We start from the raw sequence: 20133 nt of genomic DNA, 5'->3' as shown, positions 1-20133 counted from the left end.
CCTCATCCAATTCTATTTCACTGCACCTGCCATAACGCCTTTAATAATGTATTTCTGTGCGAACAGATAAAAGATAATAACCGGAATAATCGATACGACAAGTCCTGCCATTGCAAGGTTCCACTGAATTGTAAATTCTCCGAAGAAGAAGAAGGTTGACAATGGAATGGTACGAAGCGCTGGGCTTGTTAAGGTCAAGGATGGAAGTAAATAGTCATTCCAAATCCACAATAGATTCAAGATTCCTACAGTCATCGTAATTGGCGTAAGCATTGGGAATACAACCTTCCAGAATGTCTGCCACGTATTACAGCCTTCGATCATTGCCGCTTCTTCAAGAGCAATCGGTACCCCTTTAATAAAACCGTGATAGAGGAAGACCGACATACTTAGCCCAAATCCGATGTACATGAAAATTAGGCCATAATGTGTATTAATCATAGAGAAATTAAGTGATGGGATATCCCATTTGTTTAAATATTGCATTAACGGAATCATCACCGATTGAAACGGGATGAGCATCGTACCTACGAATAAGAGGAGAATGCCATTGGACAATTTATTCTTCATGCGAACAAGCATCCAAGATGTCATCGCTGAGAAGATAATAATAAGCCCAATACTAATGACACTCACTAAGAGCGAGTTTTTAAATGCTGACAAAAAGTTCATTTTGTCCATTGCCGCAGCATAATACTCGAAGGAAAAGGATTTCGGCAGGCCGAACGTATCGGTGAATATCTCGGCACGTCCTTTGAACGAATTCACAAACATAATATACATAGGCAACAGCATAAGAAGTCCACTAACCCAAGCTATAACTTCAAGCAATATTGAAGTTGATTTATTGCGACGTTTCATTATTGTTCAACCTCCCTTTTCTTCGAGATAACGACCTGCGTAACCGTCACAACTAAGATGACGAGGAAGAAAATAATCGCCTTGGATTGCGCGAGCGCATATTGATTCATACTAAACGCGGTTTTAAAGATATTCATTGCAACAAGCTCGGTTGTACCGTAAGGACCACCGTTCGTTAGTGAGATATTGGTATCATATTGTTTGAATGCGTTCGACAGCGTCAAGAACAAGCTGATCGTGAAGGCTGGCATAATGAGTGGGAACATAATTTTGCGGAATCGCATCCATCCGCCTGCGCCATCCATATCAGCTGCCTCCAGCACCTCATCCGAAACACCTTGAATAGCTGCGATGTAGATGATCATGACGTAGCCGGCCATTTGCCATGTTCCTACGAAGACCAGCGCCCAGAAGGAAGCCGTCGGATCATCCAACCAATTGAAGAAGATCGAGCTATTTCCCATTACTTCTCCAACCTGTACGAAGAATTTCGTGAATACGAACTTCCAGATGAAACCTAGGATCAGACCACCGATCAAGTTCGGCAGGAAGTATATTGAGCGTAAAAGATTACGCGACTTAATTTTGGAAGTCACCAGCATCGCGAGTGAAAGTCCGATAACGTTAACGAGAATAATCATGCATACGGCATATTTAAATGTCAGGCCGAAGGATGTAAGAAAATCTGAATCTTGAAACACCCGTACATAATTATCGAAGCCTACAAAGTTAGAACCTGCAAATTTAAACCCATCCCAATCTGTAAAAGAGTACACAATCCCCATAACGAATGGAATGATGACTACATTTATAAAGATGAATAATGATGGAACAATAAAAGCTGCGGCTATTAAATTTCTCTTTACACTTTTCTTCAATGGTTTCACCTCTTATCCATTTCTACAAAACAGGAAGAGGCCGCTTAACGAATATTCGAGAAGCAGCCTCCATAGCCATACGATTATTTTTTAACCGCAGTCATCCAAACATTCTGAAGTGCTTCTAACAAGCCCTCGCCCGTTAATTTTCCTGCATAGTATTTTTCCATTTGGTTCGCAAACTCTTGATCTGCTCCCGCTGGGAATTGATCGAATACCCATTTCACTGTCTTGCCTTCACTTGCATAACGGTTCACTTCTTGGGATAACGGATCCATTTTGCTAGTATCAAAACCGGAGTACACAGGGATAAAGTTAAACTCATCCGTTACATAGTGCTGACCCGCTGGATCTGTTAGCAACCAATCCAAGAACGCCTTCGCACCCGCTTGTTGATCTTCCGATGCATGCTTGTTCACGCGGAAGAAGTTACTGTTACCTACCGCAATACCTTGATTACCTTCGAACGGTACTGGCAAGAAACCGTATTCAAATTTCACATCATAATCGTTCAAGAGACCTTGTGCCCAGTTTCCTTGGTGAATCATCGCATATTGTCCTGCCGCGAAGCCTGCAACTTGTTCATCATACGTATCTTTACTCAAGTTCGTATGGTCTTTGATCTTGTCCAGATCAGCAACGTACTCTTTCAATTCAGGAATATCTTGAAGCTTCAATTCGCCAGCATTAATCTTAGCAATCGTACCCGATGTATCTTTCATTAATGCAAATGGCCAGTTAAATGGATGCATGAAACGGAAGTAAGACTCTTGTGCATACGCTATGGCCTTCTTCACGCCTTTCACTTGCTCTAGCTTCGTGCTTGCTGCTACAAGATCATCCCATGTCTTAATATCATCCGCATTCACGCCTGCTTCCTTGAACATATCCTTATTGTAGATAAGTCCGAAGCCTTCAAGCGCAACTGGCAAGCCATATAATTTACCATCATTACGCGCTGCTGTATCTTGTCCTTCAACAATTTTGCTAGCCGCTTTCATATCATCCAAGGGTGCCATATATGGAAGATATTTTTGAAACTCTGAGCCAGATGCTGTTGTGAAAATGGTTGGTGCTTTTTCAGGTGCGGAGCTGAATTGTGTCTGGAGCACCGTCATCAGGTTGTCACCTGCTGCTCCTAATGCTTGTACTTCATATTTATCTTGAGTTTTATTGAATTCTTTCACTGCATCCTCTAGTGCACTTTGGATTTCTACTTTATTCTGAATGATTGTAATAACCGCTTTTTTACCAGTTCCTTTAGACGTTGTGTCTGCGCTATTTGCCTTGTTTGCCCCATCATCGCTTTTTGCTCCACAAGCGACTAACGTGGATAACATAGCTACAGATAATAATGCTGCCCCTACTTTTTTCTTCATCTGCAATACCCCTCTTCTGAAGATTTCATAATTTTTATTGATATTTCTAAAATTGAAAGCCTTTACAAAACTGATATTACACGATAATATAACACTTAATTATAAATTCTTAACATTAGTTTCGATTTATAAATACGGATTATATTGTAAAATCCTCCCTTAAACAGGTAGCCTAAAGGAGATTATCCATGCTAGACATTACTGCCGTCCTCGAACGCAATATGGCGAAGAATCGCTATCAGAACTATATGCATCCTTCCTATGAGCACGAAAAGAAGCTCGTCTATGCAATCCAACGCATTGATCGTGAAGGTGCCGTTAAAATATTGAATGAAATCAACCTGCTGGAACGAGCCAACCTGTCACCGAAGCCTTTGCAGTCGTTGAAATATTCTCTAGTCGCTAGCTGCACCATTTTTACGCGTGCGATCATTGAGGCGGGAGTCGATTCCGAGTCCGCGTTCATTCTCAGTGACCATTACATCAACTTAATTGATGAGAGCGACTCGATCGTGAAGACCGTTGAGATTGAATACCTCATGCTAAATAGCTTTATTAGTGTCATCTCAACCCATCGTTCGTATTCGTATGGACCCATCATTAATAAGACGATCGCCTATATTAAAAAGCACATTGAAGAGAAGCCTACGCTAGAGCGGGTTGCGGAAATCGTGCAGTTGCATCCGAATTACCTCGCAACGCTATTCAAACAAGAAACAGGGAGCACTGTCCTCAACTTCATCCATAAAGAAAGAATTGATGCGATCAAGAACTTCCTGATCCATACAAATATGGCGCTTCAGGATATTAGTGATATCTTCGGCTTCGCTTCCTCTGCCTACTTCTCTACCTACTGCAAGACGCATCTAGGCATGACCGCAAGGGAGTATCGAAAAGATCACATGAAATGACAAGCAAAAAGGCGAATTCTCATTCATAGCTGAATGGAATCTCGCCTTTTGGTCCCCCTAATGATTACTTTGCATAACTATCTCTTCGGTGGTTGCGGTGTAATCAGGAAGTTAACCGGCAAATTACTACCAGACGCTGCAGTGAACAATATCTCAACAGAGCCCCCTTCATCACCTGTACGATAAACCACACTATTCAAGTTTGCATTTGTAATACTGCCGGTACTTGGCATTTGAACAATTTGACCATTCACCATAACAGGTCCCATATAATTACCACCACGCGGGTTAAAGGTAATTAATGAATTGGGAGCAACATGTTCAAATTTGATTTTGTATAGTACTCCGAAGTTGCCTGCATTGGATGCACCAGTTCCTGACATAGGGTCGGTGCCCATCAAATTCAAATCACTTGAATTATCACCGATGAGAAGTCTCGCAGGTGTTCTCCCTACTTCATCCGTAACAGTCATGATACGTGTAGAATCAGCATAAGTCCCTCGGTTATGCACGCCATCACGATCCAGTATTGGAAGCATAGGAAGTGTGGTTAACGGATCTTTATTCGCATCATTCATCATAACATTGTATTCAATAGGATAATCACTATATAAGTCCGCTTGGAGTGAAACGATTTCGCTCGGTTTTATTGCAATATTATTCAGATCAGACAGGATAGAGACGCTTTCACCAGGTTGCAGGACCGTTGTCTTGTAATCTTTTTTCGTTTGCATGGATTCCCAGTAACGTTGCACTGAGAGTTTACCCGTAGCTTCCGGAAAGGGATGTGGGCCTCCAACGCCTAAATATTCTGTTGTGATCGTCGTAGGGGATAGATTGTTGTTCTTAGCTATCACATATACCTTCATTTTAGTATTCATATTATTCTTGTGGTGAATCAAAAAGCGGGTTCCACCGAACGATGATTCACGATAAGTAATCCCTTCCATATTTACGGTTTCTGGACTGTTAGCGCGAATAAGATTATAAGGCTCAGAAGTGAGCGTATAAGCTACCTTCTGCCAGTTTGGAACATTGGATCCGTCAATATCAAATACACTACCCGGAGAAGCGAACAATCTATAGAAATCTTCCTTACTGTACAAGACTTCACCCGTAATATTAATGACTTTTTCAAAAGTGCTGATTGCGCCATGTGAATCTTCTACTTGAATAGAAACTGTTGCAGGACCAGGCGTGAAGAAAGCTTCCGCTTTATTCGTCCAGGTCGTTGTTTTAAGTGTATCTCCGTCTGGGTCGGTGCTCATATCCGTATAAGTGATCATCTCACCCATTTTGTAGGAATTCTTATCGGTCGTAAAATTTGCAACCGGCGGTGTATTCGGTTTTAGAATCATGATCGTCGTGGAGTAAGGATCACTCCATTGTCCATTAGCATCCCTAACAGAGTAGGATACTACATATTGCCCAGGTGTATCATAGATATCCTGCTTCCCTTCCCACTTCTCTTCAACTATGGCTGAACCAATCGGTGAAGAGCTAGAAGTCAGGAAATTCACTGGATCACCAGCATAAATTATAGCCGGTACTGTAAAAGAAGCTTTAGGCTTCAAATTTAGCGAAAGAATGACTCGTTTTTGCACATTATCCACGGTATACGGAATGCCCAGCGCCCCAGTAATGGACGTCAATGGAATCATAAAGGTTCCTTTGAATTGATAAGCTGGACCTTTCATTGTCACATTCTTACCATTTACGGAATAAATCTTACTGTCTGTCTTGAACCGCATAACGTCGCTGCCCTTAGTAACAATAGTCTCTTTCGTCTTATAATCGTAAATGTATTTCACACCTACACGTTCAACCATAGCTCTAATCGAAACGTAGGAAACGCCATTCTTCACTGCCATTGGCTGATTAGCCAAATATTCAATGCCATTCTGATACATTTTGTTACTATTCATCATAAGTACAAGCTGATTGCTAGCCCCTGCATTAACTATATCTGTTGTAATCGGTGGTGTGGTGGTCGCAGGTATAAGTGTAAGACTTGGACTCGGTGTGGGGGATGGTAACGTTGTTAAAGTAGAATCGGTTGTTCCCCCTGTAATTGGCGTTACTGTCGCTGTTGGCGTTGGCGTTGGCGTTGGTGTTGCTGTTGCTGTTGCCCCTTCTGCTACCGGACGTTTCAATGATGGCAATGGATCAGTAGCTTCTGGAATTACTTCCGCAACAGATGTAGTAGCCACTCTTACTCCACTGGTGTTACTGGAGGTAACATTTCCAGCTTCAGCAAAAACGGGCACTGCCGCAGCAGTCTGAGATACGGCCAATAGTACAACTAATGTTAGTTTTTTTAAATGCATGATTTGACTCCTCTGCTCCATTTGTAAATATAAGTGGCCCTATCTTTACCTTCCTCTTATATTCCTTGTAAAAACACTTTCACCCCTACCGAGACAATGCTTTTACTTCATGGTACATTCATTATTTCAAATCGTATTATTTGACGCAGTAGATCTCAAAAAGTTTCATTATAAGTAAATAAAAAACAATGTTGTATATTAATTACACCATTCACCTCTATCTCCTTTATTTGTTATTCATATAAACTCCACCTAGGCTTTAACCCAATTCTCCAAGCAAGCATATACTGATGCCATAGAAACTACTGGCACGCCGAAAATAAACTATGACCTTACCACTATCGGCGTACGGGCTGGAGGGAAATCCGTGCTAAACATCATCCACGCCTCTTCTGCAGAGACGCCCGCTTCACTACAAAACCATTTCGAGATTTTTCGTGAGCACACCATTGGAATTCGGCATCAGATCACCACACCCTATGGTAGACAGCCACTGCTGTATGCCGATTGGACCGCAAGCGGACGCTTATATGAACCGATTGAACGAAAGCTGCAGGAAGCCTTCGGTCCATATGTTAGTAATCCACATACAGACTCCAACACGACCGGTTTAACCATGACACTGGCTTATAATGAAGCGCGACAAATTATTAAAAAGCATGTAAATGCTGGCCCTCAGGACATCCTGCTCTTCTGCGGAAATGGAACAACGGGAGCTGTAAACAAGCTGCAGCGTATCATGGGCTTAAGACTCCCTGAGTGGATTCAGGACTATAGCTCCCATTCGATGGAGGAACGTCCTGTGATCTTCACCAGCCATATGGAGCATCATTCCAATATCCTTCCCTGGCAGGAGGGGATTGGTGATGTTGTGACTGTTCCTCCCGGAGAAAACGGAAATATAGATCTTCAGCAGCTTGAAGCCCAGTTGAAATTGTATCAGCATCGTCGCTGGAAAATCGGTTCATTTACGGCTTGCTCCAATGTGACCGGAATTCAGACTCCCTACCAGAAGCTTGCCGCGATTATGCACCGCCACGGAGGCCTATGTTTTGTAGATTTTGCCGCCAGTGCACCCTATGAGCCTATCGATATGCATCCTGTCTCACCGCTGGAGAAGCTGGATGCAATCTTTTTTTCTCCGCATAAATTTCTGGGTGGACCGGGCACGAATGGCGTTCTAATTTTTGATGAGGCTCTAAGTAATGGACGTATTCCTGACGAACCGGGTGGAGGTACAGTGGCTTGGGTCAATCCTTGGGGAGGACGCCGCTACACCAACGAAATAGAGATGCGGGAAGACGGGGGAACACCGGGGTTTCTGCAAGCTTTTCGGACAGCACTTTGCGTGAAGCTGAAGGAACAGATGAATGGAAACGGTCAATATATGGTGATTAGAGAGCACGAGCTATGCCAGCAATTAATGAACGGGCTCCGTAGCATACCCGAATGCTCGCTGCTAGCTGGACATCATACAGAACGTCATGGCATTGTCTCTTTTACACTACGTGATATTCATTATAATCTTGCAGTTCAACTACTAAATGATCGCTTTGGTATACAAGCCCGGGGTGGTTGCTCTTGTGCAGGTCCTTATGGGCATTACTTACTTGAATTAGGGTGGGCGCAATCTGCTCAGATCGCTGAGGCAATTACTGTAGGAGACCAGTCGCTTAGACCGGGTTGGATCCGCATCTCTCTACACCCCATTATGACGAATCAGGAGGTAGAGAGAATTGTATCCGCTGTACGAAATATCGTGATCCATTTCCAACAATGGAAACAGGACTATTTTTATGATGCTTCTACGAACAGTTGGACCCATATCTACAATGAGGATCCCGCTGAGGCGAAGGTCAAAGCACTTTTTTCGGTGTAGTTTCCAGTTTATTGTGTAATGTCCTTCACCATGTCCAGATCGGCAGCACTAGCGTTGGAGATAACCTGTTCTACATTCTTACAACCTGGAATTACACTGGTTACTGCGGGATGCTGAAGGCACCACGCCAAAGCCCACTGCGCCATATCGAGTCCAGAAGGGACTTCATTGGCAGCAATTTCAGCTACAGCGCGCAGCTGTTTTTGCCTTACATCCTCTTTATGGTTAGCACGCACATCACCCTGACCAAATACCGCATCCGGCTTGTACTTGCCGCTTAAATAACCACTCGCTAACGGAACACGCGCCAACACACCTAATTTATGCTCGATGCAGAGTGGAAGAATCTCTTCCTCAGGTTGACGATCCAGCCGATTATATACTACTTGTATGGCCTCTGCTTGCACATCCGCTGCTGCAGAGGTCTGATGTACACCCGAGACTGATGCACTTATCGAGACGCCTAAATGACGGATTTTCCCTGCCTGCTTCTGTCTGTCGAGCATGCTCCACAACTTGTCATTATCGAATTGCTCATCCGTTCCGGAATGGAATTGATAGAGGTCGATGTACTCGGTCTGAAGTGCACGCAGGGAATCATCCAGCTGCTTCAGCACATCCTCAGCACGCCATAACTGTTCCCGCTGCAAATGTCCCTGAAAATGATGACCGAATTTCGTAGCTACAATCCAGTCCTCACGTTTCCGGCGAGCCAGATAACCCCCGATGAACTTCTCTGACAAGTGATCTCCATAACATTCTGCCGTATCAATCAGGTTAATACCGAGCTCTCCAGCCTTATCTAACATGGCATCGACTTCTGCTTGAGTGAAATCCTTGCCCCACTCTCCACCGAACTGCCAAGTACCCAATCCAATCACCGATACATTCATCCCTGTACTGCCAAGTTTACGATATTTCATCATCATTTCCTCCTTTGTTTTATTAAAATAGTCCATTCACAGTACTAAGCGGCCTTGTTTCCATCTTCCACCGTTCTAGCGAACCGCGCCTCGATGGCTTTAACTCCCCATAGTGACAATCCAATAAACACCAAGACATAGATGATCTCCCACGGCTGGCGGATAAATCGTTCCAGATCATTTCCAATATATGAAACTGCGAATACCATGATCGCTTTGCCCACAGTGAGCGCAAGGAGGTATGAACGAAACCTCATACCAGCAAGACCAGCAGCCATATTAATTACAACGAAGGGGCCTACCGGGAATATACTAAGCAGAAAAACATAACTGAATCCGCTTTGCCGCACCCATGTCATACTTTTGGCTACCTTTGGCCGTTCTGCCCATTTTCGCAGATACCGATGCGAAGCTACTTTGCGAATAATCCAAAATGTTGTCACACAGCCCGCAACCAAGCCGATCCAAGAATACAAAAAACCTAACCATAAACCATATACAGCCCCGTTTAATCCGACGATCGCAATAGTTGGTAGTGGTGGTATAAATGATTTCAAAAACGTTAACGCAATGCCCGGAAAGGGCCCAAACGAACGATATTGTTCAAGCAGATGCCGCAGATTATCCTCTGTCAGCCAAGACATAATATCAAGAAAGTACATAACCAGCTGATCTCCTCATCCGATTGGAATTCTTAACACCTGGTCTCAATTATACACGAAGTTGCGAGCATTCCTACAGCTGTTCCAATATAAAGAGAACAAGCTAGAACTACATGAATGACAGCGAGCAGACCGTCAGTTACCATAGATAGAAAATACATATGAGACAGGGGCGCATGGTTATGATCATCCATTCGAAAGCCTTGGATTTACAACGTACCACCGTGCAGGATTTAGCGTTCGTTCTAGCCATCGAACAAAGTGAACTAAACCGCATCTATATTGGTCAATGGACTAAAGCGGAACACGCTGCAGCCCTCCAAGACCCAGATATTCTACATCTTACAATTTGGGACAGTACAGGAAAAAGAGTCGGTTATATCATCATTACAGGACTTCAAGACACTCATCTTACCGTTTGTATTAAAAGAATCGTCATCCATTCCAAGGGGTTTGGGTATGGTAAGCTGTCGCTTTGTCTCGTGACCGACTGGATCTTTCGCCACACTGAATCACATCGCCTATGGTTAGATGTTAGAGACCATAACCACAGAGCACGCCATGTCTATGAAAGCTGTGGCTTTACACTGGAAGGTACTCTACGTGACTGTATAAAAGTAGGAGAACACTTTGAATCTCTGCATATCATGTCCATATTACGGCATGAGTATATGGAGCGTGAGTAGCAGCGACAGCAATAGATTAGGGAAATCCTCCCTGATTTTTGGTCTTTCAGGTGCCTATAACTGCAAATCAGGGAAAACCTCCCTAATATTTAGCGAATTTGAGCAAAATCGGCGTATTTCAGGGATTTTTAGGGAGGATTTCCCTAAAACGTCTATTCGGGACCATAATCAGCTACTTTTTAGGGAGGATTTCCCTAAAAAGTGTATTCCGCGATGATAATCGGCTATTTTCAGGGAAGTTATCTCCACGCCCCTTTCATGCGCACAATAAAAAGCCGAGCAGTAGGCCCCCTATCCTGCGCAGGCTCACTACTCAGCTTCAAATCCCCTCACTTCAAACCTCTCCATTGCAACAACCGGCCCGCTCACCACCTTCCGCCCTCAGCCCCGCAACCACAAGGGTTGTCACGTACTTACGGGCATCTGCTGTCAGCAATAATAACTCCATCGAGCCCTTAGCCGGTTCCCCTCTGACAAACTTTATTCGGGCACCGTCCAAATCCTCTTGGATGCTGGCAATCGTATATCCTTTAAAAAGCAGCCCGTCGATCTCCTGCTGTTCTTTGGCATATTCCGTAAAAGCAGACATTAGACTACACCTCCGCTGATTTCCGCCTTGGAAGGAAGAGGAGCCTTCGCTGCAAAACGCTTGCGCTTTAAATATTTTCCCGACCCGGGTTTACCAACAAATTGCTTGTCTCGAATCACAAACTCGCCTCGACTGAGGACGGAAACAGGCTCTCCCTTTACTTCAAAGCCCTCAAACGCATTATAATCGACGTTCATATGATGTGTTTCTGCGGAGAGTATTCTTTCTACAGCCGGATCAAAAATAACCAGGTCAGCGTCACTGCCTACCGCGACCGTGCCTTTTTGCGGATACAAGCCAAACAGCTTGGCGCTAGAGGTAGCAATAATGTCTACGAATTTGTTCAATGAGATCCGGCCTTTCTGCACACCTTCTGAATAGAGAATCGTAAACCGATCCTCGATGGTCGGCCCACCGTTCGGAATTTTGGAGAAATCCCCTAGCCCCAGATCCTTTTGTCCTTTGAAATCAAACGAGCACTGGTCAGAGCCAATCGTCTGCAAGCTGCCGCTCCATAGCGCATCCCACAAAACGTCCTGATTCCACTGCTCACGCAGGGGCGGAGACCACACGTATTTGGCACCTTCGAAATTAGGCTTTTCCAGCGCCGTCTGATCCAGCACTAAATACTGTGGACAAGTCTCGCCGTAGACGCGCAGTCCCTTTTTACGCGCTTCAGCAATCTTCCAAGCGGCTTCCGCACAGGTCACGTGTACAACATACAGCTGAGAATCTGTCAGTTCGGTTAGATAAGCTGCGCGTCCCGTAGCTTCACCCTCCAGCTCCGGCGGGCGGGTCAGCGCATGAAAGATCGGGTCGGTATTGCCTGCGGCCAAAGCCTGCTCTACAAGATATTCAATGACATCTCCATTCTCCGCATGCACCATAACGAGTGCACCTTCTTTTTTCGCGGCTTGGAGGGTCTTAAAAAGTGTGCCGTCATCCGCCTGAAAAGTATTCTTATAAGCCATAAATACTTTGAGCGAGGTAATGCCTTCTTTCTCAATTATCTCCGGAAGCTCACCCAGTACTTTATCGTTTAATTCCGAGACCATAAGGTGGAAGCTGTAATCAATCACCGCTTTATCCTGTGACTTATGATGCCATGTATCTACGGCTTGCTGTAGCGGTTGCCCTTTGGTGGTTAAGCAAAAATCAATGACTGTGGTCGTTCCGCCATATGCAGCTGCAATGGTTCCCGTCTCGAAATCATCCGCTGTAACCGTACCGCCAAAAGGCATATCCAAATGCGTATGAGGATCAATGCCTCCAGGAAAAACATAACACCCCGAGGCATCTATAATTTCCGCACCATGGACATCCAAATGAAGGCCAATCTCCGTAATAACTCCGTTTTCAATTGCCACATCGCCTGTATAAGTATCTGCTGCGGTAACGATGATGCCATTTTTAATAATCTTTTTCATCCTTACACCACCTCCACTTCCGAATAGGAGCCATTCAAACTGCCGATCACTTTCTGCCGCTGGTTCCAGGTTAGTGGGGCTGCCCCGGTATCCACTGCAACCATATCGATCGCGCCGTCTGCTGGACAGACAATAGAACAAAGATTACAACCTACACAATCTTCCTCGCGGACCTGTAGAATAGCTTTCCCATCTGCATTAGTTAACATATCAATACATTGATGTGAAGCATCTTCGCAGGCAATATGGCATTTATTACAGTTGATGCAGTTGTTCTCATTAATACGGGCAACGACCTTATAGTTGAGATCCAGATCACCCCAGTTGGAGTATCTGGATACCGATTTGCCGATTAACTCTGTTACGGAAGCCAAACCTTTGTCATCCAAATAGTTGTTCAGGCCATCGATCATTTCCTCCACAATCCGGAAGCCATGATGCATGACCGCTGTACATACTTGAATGCCCGTAGCACCCATCAACATGAATTCAACAACATCCTGCCAAGTCGAAATCCCTCCAATACCGGAGATAGGAATGCCTACTCCCCGGTCACGGGCACACTCGGCCACCATACTAAGCGCAATTGGTTTCACAGCCGGCCCGCAGTAACCGCCATGCGCACCCTGACCCCCAACATTCGGAATTGTGTTCCAGCTATGAATATCTACACCAGCAAGACTGTTGATCGTGTTGATCATACTAATCGCGTCCGCTCCACCCTTAACCGCATGGCGGGCAACGACGGTGATATCCGTAATGTTGGGCGTCAGCTTCACAATCACCGGGGTCGTCGCAACTTCTTTTACCCAGGTGGTCTGTGCCTGCACCAGATCAGGCTGCTGCCCGGAAGCAGCACCCATTCCACGCTCAGCCATCCCGTGCGGACAGCCAAAGTTAAGCTCCAGACCGTCTACACCCACATCCTCTACCCGCTTAACAATCTCATGCCATTTATGCTGCGTTGGTTCTACCATCAGGGAGGCTATAATCGCATGATTCGGGAATCTTTTTTTCGTTTCATAGATTTCCTTCAGATTAACTTCAAGCGGACGGTCGGTGATCAGTTCAATATTGTTAAAGCCCGCAACCCGCTGCCCATTGAAATTTACTGCCGCAAAACGCGATGAGGTATTAATGATCGGATCGCCGAGCGTCTTCCACACCGCCCCGCCCCAACCTGCTTCAAAGGCCCGCTGCACTTGATAACCTGTATTCGTAGGCGGCGCGGAGGCCAGCCAGAACGGATTCGGCGATTGAATTCCTGCGAGATTAATACTTAAATCTGCCATGATGTTCCCTCCCTGTCATGTAAAATCCAATTTGATTTCTACGCTCAGCCCGCTGATCTAACAACGACCTCCTGCTGGCCTAAGAATTGTTTAACAATCGCATGGGCTGCATCTTTTCCCTGCTGTGCCGCTGATACAACCATGGCATCACCCTTACCTGAACCAAAAATGATGTCCCCAGCGGCATAAATCTGCGGATCGGAGGTTTGGCAGGTGATCTCATCCACCTTAACAACCCCACGGTCATGCATAAGACCTAAGGAATCTATCAGATCTAGACGACGCTTTTGACCAATAGCTATTACAACCGCATCTACAGGAATCAAGAACTCAGAACCCTCGATCGGCATAGGTATTGGACGCCCATCTTTGCCCAGCTCCTCCGTCAGCTTCATCTGCACACATTCCAGTGCGGTTACATTTCCAAGCTCATCACCCACGATACGTTTCGGTAAGGTAAGCCAGTTGAACTCCACACCTTCCTGCTTCGCAAATTCATATTCAAAATCATAAGCCGTCATCTCTTCGCGGGTCCGGCGGTAGACCATTTTCACATTGGTGGCTCCCAGTCGCACTGAGCAAGTCGCTGCATCAATAGCCGTATTCCCTGCACCAATGACAGCGACCCGCTGACCCATCAGCTCTAGCAGAGGAATGCCAGTCTTAGTGGATTCTACGAGTGCAATGGCATCATATACGCCAGCCAATTTTTCACCTTCAATCCCTATCGGAGGCACATAGCCCATACCCGCTGCCAAAACGATGGCATCATAGTCGGACTTCAACTCGTCTACAGAGACATTTACTCCGACTTTTACACCTGTACGTATTTCCACACCCAGCTTTTCTACCTGCTCTACTTCCCAAAGAGATATAGACTGCGGAAGCCGAAACGACACAATCCCATGCGTATCTAGTCCACCAGCCAATTCCTTCGCCTCATAGATCACAACAGCAAAACCTTCACGGGCGAGCTCCCTAGCCGCCGACAAGCCCGCAGGACCACCGCCGATTACGGCTACCTTTTTCCCATTAGGAATGCCAGCCTTAAATAATTGAACTCCGCTGTTCATCGCCCAATCTGTCGCATAACGCTGCAGTAGTCCGATTTGGATCGGCGCCGAAGCATCATTTAACACACAAGCTCCTTCGCACAGTTCATCTGTAGGACACACGCGAGCACAGCTGGCACCCACAGGATTGGAATCCATAATCGTCTGTGCCGAGCCTTTCAAATTGTCAGTAGCGATCCGTTTGATAAAGGAGGGGATATTAATGCTGGTCGGACAAGCTTTTATGCAAGGGGCATCGTAGCAATATAGACAGCGATTAGCCTCATCCATGGCACCCTTATGAGTCAGAGGCGGCTCAGCCTCGGCAAAGTTACGCATGAACATATCTGGTGTAAATGCTGTTAACGGAGAAGAATGCTCCATCACTAATCCCTCCTTATGGGTACTTTCTCAATTTTATGTTATATAATATAACATTAATTCAATTTTTTTCTGAATATTTTGCTTACATCTTTGAATTATTGTAGTAATATAAGCATTAAAAGAAATTATCTCTCAACGTTCTTCCTGATTAGGTTATATATACTGACATCCGCTAATCAAACTATAGTCATTTCGAATTTTCGTTACATTAGACACTTTGTCTAATTTCGAAACCGTATTTTTTACGTATGAGAATAGACTGAGAATAACAGGGCATTAGCCGAAGGCCAGAGCACAGAAGATCGAGGGGGAGTAACTATGGACTGGGAGCTTGTATTAACCATTCGTGACGCTTTAAAAAGACCACTATTCGCAGAAGCCGAGGTGATCGGCGGGAAAAGCGGCCTAAGCCGCGCCATTCGCTGGGTGCATGTGCTGGAAAGCGCCAACTTCGAGACTCTGATTCATGGCGAAGAAATGATTTTGACTACGGGGATTGGTGCAAGTGTCGATCTCCCATCCTCCTTGGAGTTTATGCAGAACCTAATCGACAAAAATGCAGCTTGCCTATGTATTGAGTTAGGTACGTATTTCAGCACCATCCCGCAAGAGATGATCGACTTAGCCAACAGGCATGACTTTCCGCTAATCATCTTCACCCGCACGGTTCGCTTCGTCGATATCACCCTAGACCTCCATTCCATCATCATCAATCGGCATCACCGGATGCTGCAAGAACTCGAAAGCATCTCTCGTGAATTCCACCGTCTGACCTTAACCTCACAAGGAACAGTGAAGGTACTGCAATTATTATGTAAAAGCACCCGCACACAAATCGTCTATATGCAGCTGCAAGGCAAACCCTTATTCTTCCCGGCACTTCCGCCCGAAGAGCAAACTGCCCTGCTGAATTTCTTCACCGTCTTCGGTGATGAGATGGAAGGTATTCAACCAGACACCGCTCCTTACACCCGAGAATACGGACAAAAGACGATTGCTATTAAGCCTGTGGGCGCGCTGGATCAGACTTGGGCTTATATCCTGATGGTCTGCAATCACAAGCCACAAGAATTTGATTGCCTGTTGCTAGATTCCGCCTCTCTGTCCATTGCTCAAGAGCTACTGCGTACCCGGTATATGGAGGAGCGTAAGCTTTTTTCAGAAAATCTATGGGTCGATGAGCTGATCAATGGTCGTATAGAGGATGACAATCGCTTAAAAGCCTTGATCGATTCCAATTTCAACATGGTCAACGAACTCCCTTACCGTGTATGCCTTATTGAAATCAAGAACCCTAGAGACGTAAAATGGAACAGCTCAGAGCACGAATGGGAATCAATTACCTTCCACCTTTCGCTCATCCTGCGTTCCATTTTCGAAAAATATTCCCTACGTCCGCTGATCACACTCAAGAACAATCGCCTCACCGTCATCGCACTCGACATTCAATCAAAAATGCCTGGCAAAATGCGGCTTCAACAAGCACTTGAGTCCCTTCAGCATATCCGCTCCGATGAGAAGCTCAAAGATTTGCAGCTGGTCATCGGAGTCAGCAAATCGCATAAGCGCCTAAAACGAGCCTATTCCGGTTATCAGGAAGCCCTACAGGCATTGTCGTTATACTCCTGTTACCAGAAGTCACTACTCTTCTATGAAGAGCTGGGTGTATTCCAGTTGCTGTTGAGCCTAAATGATGGGAAAACGTTGCAGAACTTCATTCGCAGTTATCTCGGCCCGCTAATTGACCACGACCAAACCAAAGGCAGCGAGCTGCTGCTTACCCTTCGTGTTTATCTGGATCATGATGGTTCCAAACAAATTGCCGCTCGAAACTTATTCATTGTCAGACAGTCCCTTTATTATCGCCTGGACAAAATAACAGAGCTACTGGGTGAAGACTTCATGCAGCCAGAGAACCGGATCTCCATTCAGGTTGCCCTGCGCGCCTACCAATTTCTATATCCGGACAAAATTACTTTACCCAGCCCCCGCTCAGTACAGATTTAAACGTATCGATAATAAACTCTACATCTTCATCCGTGGAGGATAGCGGCGGGGCGAAGGTAAGCACATTGTTGAACCCAGCTACCGTATCGCCATTCTTGCCGATAATAAGTCCTTTGGATTTGCATTCAGCAATAATGCCTTTCACAATACTCAGATCAACTGGCTTTTTGCTAACCTTATCTTCAACCAACTCGATGCCTGTCACCAAACCAAAGCTGCGGACATCACCTACAAGTTTGTGATCAAGTAACTCGGTGAATGCAGTGTTCAGTCTTTTGCCCAAAAGCTCTGCACGCTCCACCAGCTTCTCCTGCTCGATAATTTCCAGATTGCGTAACGCTAGTGCACACGAAGCCGGATTGCCACCAAAAGTATTCACATGGCGAAAATGACCATAATCATCACTATTATCCTTGAACGCTTCATAGATATCCTTACGAACAGCAGTGGCAGATAAGGGAAGATAAGCACTGGTCAACCCCTTAGCCATTGTCACGATGTCAGGCTTCACATTAAAGTTGTGATGTCCAAACTTACGTCCAGAGCGTCCAAATCCACAAATCACTTCATCCATAATAAGCAACACACCGTGTTTGCGGCAGATTTCCTGCACCCGATCCAAATAAACCTGATGCGGTACAATGACGCCACCACCCGTAATTACAGGCTCCATAATCACCGCAGCTACCGTCTCCACGCCTTCCCAGATGATCATATCCTCTATGGACTGTGCACACTGGAGGTTGAATTCTTCCACAGTCATCCCGACCGGGCGGCGATAGCTGTCCGGGGGAGCTACATGCAGAAAACCACCCGCCAGCGGTTCATATTTATATTTGCGTTGGGCCTGGCCCGTTGCAGATAATGCCCCAAGCGAACTACCGTGGTACCCACGATAACGGGCAATGAATTTATGGCGATAATGCTGGCCGATTTGCTGCTGGTACTGGCGGGCCATTTTGAAAGCAGCCTCGTTAGCCTCTGACCCACTATTGGAAAAAAAGATCACGTACTCGTCTCCAAGCCACTCATTCAACTTCTCTGCCAGCGCAATAGCCGGGAGATGACTCTGAGTCAGCGGAAAATAAGGCAGCGTTAGCAATTGATTGTAAGCAGCTTCCGCCAGCTCCTTGCGCCCGTATCCCACATTTACACACCACAGGCCAGACATCCCATCCAAAAATCGATTGCCTTGTATATCCGTGATCCACGACCCACTTGCCGAGGCGGCAATCATAGGCGGATTTTTTTCACTATAAGGTGTAATGTTGTGCCATAAATATTTCCGATCCTTGCTCACCGCAAGCTCACTATCATTCCCCAGACTCTGCATAACATCTTCTCCTCTCAGCAGCTCATTTTCTCTAATAACGGGCAGTGATCATCTTTTTACGCGTATAGAATTCCACCCCATCACGGCCATTGGCATGCAGGTCTCCATAGAATGATTTCTTATAACCCGAGAAGGGAAAAAAGGCCATGGGCGCAGGCACACCCAGATTCACACCCAACATCCCTGCATCAATCTCTTCCCGGAACTCGCGGATCGCTTTAGCGCTATCTGTGTAAATGCACGCCCCATTCGCGAATGGAGACTGATTCGTCACCGCAATAGCTTCACTTAAACTCTTCACACGGATCACAGACAACACCGGTGCAAAAATCTCATCCTTCCAGAGGGTCATTCCCGGCTGTACATGATCAAATATCGTCGGCCCGATAAAATAACCCACACCGCCCGCAGCAGCATCTTTCCGCCCATCTCTCACTAGCTTGGCTTGTTCAGCTTCACCAGTCTCAATGTAATAAAGAGTCCGATCCTTATTCGACTGGCGAATTACTGGACCCAAAAACACCCCGTCATCGGCACCATTACCAATCTTAAGCTCATCCGCAGCCGCAGCCAGACGACTCACTAGCTCGTCAGCAATATCCTCATGAACCACTACAACCGAGCAAGCCATACACCGCTCACCCGCTGAGCCAAACGCAGCGGCAATTATATTCTTCACCGCATTATCCAGCTCCGCATCAGGTAACACAATTGAATGATTTTTAGCTCCAGCTAGCGCCTGCACCCGTTTCCCCTGCGCCGTCCCTGTCTTATATACGTATTCCGCAACCGGCTGCGAACCCACGAACGAAATCGCCTTCACTTCATTATGCTCCAGCATCCCAATCACAACCTCGTGCGCCCCATGTATCACATTCAGTACGCCTGGAGGAAAGCCCGCTTCGGCAAATAATTCAGCTAAACGATTGACCAGCAGAGGCGTACGCTCAGAAGGCTTCAGCACAAAGGTATTCCCGCAAGCAATGGCGAGCGGAAACATCCAGCAAGGGACCATCATCGGAAAATTGAACGGAGCAATCCCACCGATGACCCCCAGCGGATAGCGGTACATCCCGGATTCAATTCCGGTAGCAATGTCCGGAAGCTGACTGCCCATCATCAAAGTGGGGATGCCTGCGGCAAATTCCACACACTCAATTCCACGCTGCACCTCACCTTGCGCCTCTTCCAGACTTTTGCCATTCTCCAGCGTAATCAGCTCGGCCAGCTCATGCCAATGCTTTACCAGCAGCTGTTGATATTGAAAAAAGTAGCGGGCACGACGCGGCACAGCGATCCTTTTCCACGCTTGAAATGCCGCCGCAGCCGCTTCTACCGCCGCACCCAGCTCTTCCTTACTAGAAATGGGCACATAAGCAATCACTTCACCCGTCGCCGGATTATAAACCTCTTCATCTCGCCCGGACGACGATTCTACCCAAGCTCCATTCACATAATTCTTAACTCTTTCAGCCTGCGTTACTAGGAGAGACATAATTCGCACCTCTTTCTCTATTTCAGATGCACAGATGGACTGCTGATT

The 20133-nt window shown here is 45.9% G+C and carries 16 protein-coding genes; 4 read left to right on the top strand and 12 right to left on the bottom strand.

From position 1 onward, the window contains the following. Positions 1–12 precede the first annotated feature (12 nt). The 3 genes from MKX35_RS04860 to MKX35_RS04850 all read right to left on the bottom strand — a co-directional run bounded on the left by MKX35_RS04860 (position 13) and on the right by MKX35_RS04850 (position 3118). Complete coding sequence (locus tag MKX35_RS04860) at positions 13–861, bottom strand: carbohydrate ABC transporter permease (protein ID WP_076284877.1); 849 nt, start codon at positions 859–861, stop codon at positions 13–15. After that, entirely contained in the window at positions 861–1739 is an 879-nt protein-coding gene (locus tag MKX35_RS04855; RefSeq protein WP_231573358.1) for a carbohydrate ABC transporter permease, read from the bottom strand. Before MKX35_RS04855 ends, MKX35_RS04860 begins: the two co-directional genes overlap by 1 nt. An 83-nt stretch (positions 1740–1822) precedes the next feature. Further along, positions 1823–3118 (bottom strand): ABC transporter substrate-binding protein, encoded by a 1296-nt coding sequence (locus MKX35_RS04850; RefSeq protein WP_076297952.1) that lies wholly within the window; start codon positions 3116–3118, stop codon positions 1823–1825. A gap of 188 nt (positions 3119–3306) precedes the next feature. Between MKX35_RS04850 and MKX35_RS04845 the strand changes: the two genes are divergently transcribed. Next, positions 3307–4029 carry a helix-turn-helix transcriptional regulator gene (locus MKX35_RS04845; protein WP_081382667.1) on the top strand — a complete coding sequence of 241 codons (723 nt, stop codon included), beginning with the start codon at positions 3307–3309 and terminating at the stop codon, positions 4027–4029. A 77-nt stretch (positions 4030–4106) separates the two neighbouring features. Here MKX35_RS04845 and MKX35_RS04840 read toward each other — a convergent pair whose 3' ends face one another. After that, positions 4107–6356: a copper amine oxidase N-terminal domain-containing protein gene (locus tag MKX35_RS04840; protein WP_076297953.1), complete on the bottom strand. Its 2250-nt coding sequence runs from the start codon at positions 6354–6356 to the stop codon at positions 4107–4109. Between the two features lie 367 nt (positions 6357–6723). Here MKX35_RS04840 and MKX35_RS04835 point away from each other — a divergent pair, with 367 nt between their 5' ends. Beyond that, the gene (locus MKX35_RS04835; RefSeq protein WP_076284880.1) at positions 6724–8235 is read left to right on the top strand and encodes an aminotransferase class V-fold PLP-dependent enzyme; all 1512 of its coding nucleotides are present in this window, start codon (positions 6724–6726) and stop codon (positions 8233–8235) included. Positions 8236–8243: 8 nt separating this feature from the next. Here the strand turns inward: MKX35_RS04835 and MKX35_RS04830 are convergent, their stop codons facing one another. Both MKX35_RS04830 and MKX35_RS04825 read right to left on the bottom strand, forming a co-directional pair. Beyond that, positions 8244–9158 carry an aldo/keto reductase gene (locus MKX35_RS04830; RefSeq protein WP_076284881.1) on the bottom strand — a complete coding sequence of 305 codons (915 nt, stop codon included), beginning with the start codon at positions 9156–9158 and terminating at the stop codon, positions 8244–8246. Between the two features lie 44 nt (positions 9159–9202). Continuing rightward, entirely contained in the window at positions 9203–9820 is a 618-nt protein-coding gene (locus MKX35_RS04825; protein WP_042192646.1) for a TVP38/TMEM64 family protein, read from the bottom strand. Between the two features lie 182 nt (positions 9821–10002). Here MKX35_RS04825 and MKX35_RS04820 point away from each other — a divergent pair, with 182 nt between their 5' ends. Next, positions 10003–10506: a GNAT family N-acetyltransferase gene (locus MKX35_RS04820; protein ID WP_076297954.1), complete on the top strand. Its 504-nt coding sequence runs from the start codon at positions 10003–10005 to the stop codon at positions 10504–10506. A gap of 334 nt (positions 10507–10840) precedes the next feature. Here the strand turns inward: MKX35_RS04820 and MKX35_RS04815 are convergent, their stop codons facing one another. The 4 genes from MKX35_RS04815 to MKX35_RS04800 are packed head-to-tail and all read right to left on the bottom strand — an operon-like array spanning position 10841 to position 15250. Next, on the bottom strand, positions 10841–11095 hold the full coding sequence (locus tag MKX35_RS04815; protein WP_076297955.1) for a hypothetical protein: 255 nt from the start codon (positions 11093–11095) through the stop codon (positions 10841–10843). Beyond that, positions 11095–12522 carry a dihydropyrimidinase gene (hydA, locus tag MKX35_RS04810; RefSeq protein WP_076297956.1) on the bottom strand — a complete coding sequence of 476 codons (1428 nt, stop codon included), beginning with the start codon at positions 12520–12522 and terminating at the stop codon, positions 11095–11097. Before hydA ends, MKX35_RS04815 begins: the two co-directional genes overlap by 1 nt. Before the next feature lie 2 nt (positions 12523–12524). Beyond that, a complete protein-coding gene (preA, locus tag MKX35_RS04805) occupies positions 12525–13814 on the bottom strand; it encodes an NAD-dependent dihydropyrimidine dehydrogenase subunit PreA (protein WP_076297957.1) in 1290 nt (429 codons plus the stop codon). 44 nt (positions 13815–13858) lie between these two features. Beyond that, positions 13859–15250: an NAD(P)-dependent oxidoreductase gene (locus MKX35_RS04800; protein WP_076297958.1), complete on the bottom strand. Its 1392-nt coding sequence runs from the start codon at positions 15248–15250 to the stop codon at positions 13859–13861. A 318-nt stretch (positions 15251–15568) separates the two neighbouring features. Between MKX35_RS04800 and MKX35_RS04795 the strand changes: the two genes are divergently transcribed. Continuing rightward, positions 15569–17257: a PucR family transcriptional regulator gene (locus MKX35_RS04795; protein ID WP_076297959.1), complete on the top strand. Its 1689-nt coding sequence runs from the start codon at positions 15569–15571 to the stop codon at positions 17255–17257. Here the strand turns inward: MKX35_RS04795 and MKX35_RS04790 are convergent. Both MKX35_RS04790 and MKX35_RS04785 read right to left on the bottom strand, forming a co-directional pair. Then, positions 17223–18590, bottom strand: a complete 1368-nt coding sequence (locus tag MKX35_RS04790; protein WP_076297960.1) for an aspartate aminotransferase family protein — start codon at positions 18588–18590, stop codon at positions 17223–17225. The genes MKX35_RS04795 and MKX35_RS04790 overlap by 35 nt on opposite strands. 31 nt (positions 18591–18621) lie before the next feature. Next, positions 18622–20085, bottom strand: a complete 1464-nt coding sequence (locus tag MKX35_RS04785; RefSeq protein WP_076297961.1) for a CoA-acylating methylmalonate-semialdehyde dehydrogenase — start codon at positions 20083–20085, stop codon at positions 18622–18624. Positions 20086–20133 lie beyond the last annotated feature (48 nt).

It is taken from the genome of Paenibacillus sp. FSL R5-0923, from assembly GCF_038009145.1.
GTDB lineage: Bacteria > Bacillota > Bacilli > Paenibacillales > Paenibacillaceae > Paenibacillus_AQ.
This window is presented reverse-complemented; position numbering and strand designations above follow the sequence as displayed.